General features: G+C 66.4%; 3 protein-coding genes. All 3 read left to right on the forward strand.

Annotation, left to right across the window (positions count from 1 at the left end):
* Positions 1 to 213: 213 nt before the first annotated feature.
* Entirely contained in the window at positions 214 to 1227 is a 1014-nt protein-coding gene (locus tag ABZW16_RS43580; protein ID WP_354962033.1) for a M48 family metalloprotease, read from the forward strand.
* Between the two features lie 386 nt (positions 1228 to 1613).
* Entirely contained in the window at positions 1614 to 2576 is a 963-nt protein-coding gene (locus ABZW16_RS43585; protein WP_354962034.1) for an RNA polymerase subunit sigma-70, read from the forward strand.
* 109 nt (positions 2577 to 2685) lie between these two features.
* Positions 2686 to 3099, forward strand: a complete 414-nt coding sequence (locus ABZW16_RS43590) for an SgcJ/EcaC family oxidoreductase (RefSeq protein ID WP_354962035.1) — start codon at positions 2686 to 2688, stop codon at positions 3097 to 3099.
* Positions 3100 to 3159: the final 60 nt, after the last annotated feature.

Here is a 3159-nt window from a genome sequence, read left to right on the forward strand (position 1 = left end):
CCTGGTCAACGACGTGATAACCGCGGAATGCCCAAAGATCAAAAGCGCCGAGGAGTTTGGCGTGGTGCTCGACGCCGCGATCGCATGTTTCCTGGACTCACCGCCCTGCCCATTCGAACTGGGGGCTACGCGGCCGCTCGGCCGGTTCGTATCGTGAAGTGATCGCGAGCGCTAGGAACATAGCGCCTCACCCGCACGGAGGGCTGATCCGCCATGTCTCTCGAATCCCCCTCGGCCACACCCGAATACCGGCTCGGCGGCCTCTCGCTTCTCGAGGCGAGACTGCTGCCACTGACCCGCCTACTGGTAGCGCTGCCCTGGGCCGCGGCGACCTTGGTCATTCTCCGGAGTCTCGCGGTGTGGGTCGGCCTGTGGGCGGCCATCGCCGTCGGGGTCATACGCTGCGCGGCCTGGTTGTTCATGCGCCTGCTCTGCTGGGTACTGCCGGATGACGAAAGTCGTCGGCGCTCGGCTGCACGACACCCCGACGAGGCGGTGTATCCGCGGAAGTACGAGGAGCCCCTCGCGGCGTTGATCGCGGCTCGGCACGATGTGCTGCGCGCGGCGGGCATGCCCGAATCCCGTCTGCGACTGATGGTGCGGGATAAATCCCAAACACGCGGGATGCCTGCCCACGCACAACCGCATCGCCTGGTCGTGGTATCGATATCCGCGGTCCGTGAGCTGCCCCCGGTCGAGTTGCGGGCTGTGGTCGCGCATGAGCTCGGGCATCATGTGATCGGCGGCTGGCTTCTGCGGGCAATCGAAATACTGTGCGCGACACCGGCCCTCAAACTCTTCGGGGGTCCGACGAAACTGCTGATCGAAACGTTGCCCCGGCGGGATCGATGGACCGTGTACCACGCCCTCGTCCTGTTGATCGCCTATCCGATCCCCTTCGCCACCCTGGTAGCGCTGATGCTCCCGGCCGTCGATGTCCGCGTCGCCGTCGCCCTGGCCGTACTCTGCGTCCTGCAACTGTTTCCGATGATGTGGCTCAGCTGGCGTCAGGAATACCTGTGCGACCGAGTGGCCGTCGACCTGGGTTACGGCCCCGCGCTCCGCGACACCCTGCTGTCGCTTGCCCGAAGACACGATCCGTACTTCACGCTGACCCACCCTTCCGCCGCAGCCCGCATCGCCAGGATCAACATGCGCATAGGACGCGGGAACTTGCGTGGCGAAGCCGTCGCTGCCCCACTCGAAGCGCCCGCCGACCCCTGCTGACGGATCGGCGCGAGGTGGGATCAAGGACTGCAGCGCCGGACCGCTGTTCGTCACCCACTGCCGTCCCGGGCCCGGAAAATACCTCGCCGACCGCGACACCTGCCCCGACACCGGCTCGGCGCGCCTCGGGCCTGCGGTGCACGAGCCCCAGGCCCGGTAGCCGGGATACGCCGCCGACCGAGCCATTGTCGTTGCTTTCGCGCGATTATTGGCCGGAGCCTCCCTCATGGCCGGTTCGAACAGCGCGCCACGCGGCAAAAGCGGACGGCCAGGAGGTTGGCCGTGGCCAGGCTGCTGACGACCCGCGTGGTGGTCGATCCGTCCACAGCGGATGATCAATGCGGTCGCCGGTATGGTGCTTGTGGCGGCAGTGGAGATGAGGCGCGATGACGAGGGAAGAAGGCTTCGATCGTCGGATCGAACCGTTCCGGACGGAGCTGCTGGCGTACTGCTACCGGATGTTGGGCTCGGCGCACGACGCAGAGGACCTGGTCCAGGACACGTATCTGAGGGCGTGGCGGGCGCGGGAGCAGTACGACGATACGCGCAGCTCACTGCGTACCTGGCTCTACCGGATCGCGACCAACGTCTGCCTGACCGCTCTGCAGACTCGCGGCGGCCGACCGCTGCCATCGGGACTGGTGTCCGCGACCGATCCGCTCGGGCCGCTCGTGCGGGGAGAGCACGCCGCCTGGCTGCAGCCCTTACCGGATTCGTTGCTGGACACCGGCGATCCGTCCGGGACCGTGATCGATCACAGCAGCCTGCGCTTGGCATTCGCCTCCGCCCTGCAGCACCTGTCGGCGCGGCAGCGCGGTGCGTTGATCCTGCGTGAGGTGCTCAGCTTCTCCGCGGCTGAGACGGCGGAAATTCTCGGCACCACCATCGTATCGGTGAACAGCTCCCTGCAACGGGCACGCGCCCGCCTGAAGGGGATCGGGGTCGGTCCCGAACGGGTCAGCGAGCCGTCCACGGCAGAGCAGCGCGTCTGGGTCGAGCGCTACATGCGGGCGTTCGTGCACGCCGACGTCGAGGGCCTCAAGCGTCTGCTCACCGAGGACGTCATCATGGAGATGCCGCCGATGCTCAACTGGTTCTCCGGCCGCAGCAACTACGGCCTGTTCATGGAATGGGTCTTCGAGGCGGCCGGGAAGGACTGGCTTCTCGAGCAGGTCGCCGCCAACGGCGGGCAACCCGGATTCGCCGCCTATCAGCGCGTCGATGGCCGGTACGAACTGCACACGCTCCAGATCTTCACCGTCACCGCCGAGGGCATCAGCCGGAATTCGGTGTTCCAGGATCCCAAGATTTTCGCGGCTTTCGGCCTGGCGGCCCGACTCGACGCGTAGATCCGAGATTTTCTTTCAGCGGGCGGGATGAGTTCGGACGCCACCGCCGGTATGTATTCCCGAGCTCGCCGGAACACTGCTGGCGAGCCGATCAACGAGGGAGACTCCGATGTCGAACGATCGTGCCGCAGACGAGGCCGCAATCCAGGCCGTGCTGGCTGATTCCTACAAGGCATGGGAGGCGGGCGACGCCGACGCCATGGTCGCCAACTACACCGCGGACGCGACCGCCATCATGACCGGCTCGCTCCGCGACAGCCGTGAGGTGATCCGCCAGAACATGGCACTGGCCTTCGAGGGGCCGCTCGCGGGCAGTTCGACCTACAACAAGCAGCTCAGCATCCGCTTCGTCGGCAAGGATGCCGCGATCGTTATCAGCGAATCCGCCATCCTGTTCGCCGGCGAGACCGAAGTTCCCGCCGACGAGCGCAAGGTGAACGCGACCTGGGTCCTCGAGAAGCGCGACGGCCAGTGGCTGATCGCCGCCTATCACAACAGCCCGGTACTGGCGCCTGCCGAGTGAGCCGTGGCGTGAACTAGCCACCTCACTGACTAGACGGCCCTCATCCCGCAATGCGGCTGA

Origin of the sequence: Nocardia sp. NPDC004604, from assembly GCF_040609795.1 — a bacterium.
Taxonomy (GTDB): Bacteria; Actinomycetota; Actinomycetes; order Mycobacteriales; family Mycobacteriaceae; genus Nocardia.

Coding starts and splice junctions, on each gene's coding strand:
- ABZW16_RS43580 (WP_354962033.1), top strand. CDS start 214: ATGTCTCTCGAATCCCCCTCGGCCACACCCGAATACCGGCTCGGCGGC.
- ABZW16_RS43585 (WP_354962034.1), top strand. CDS start 1,614: ATGACGAGGGAAGAAGGCTTCGATCGTCGGATCGAACCGTTCCGGACG.
- ABZW16_RS43590 (WP_354962035.1), top strand. CDS start 2,686: ATGTCGAACGATCGTGCCGCAGACGAGGCCGCAATCCAGGCCGTGCTG.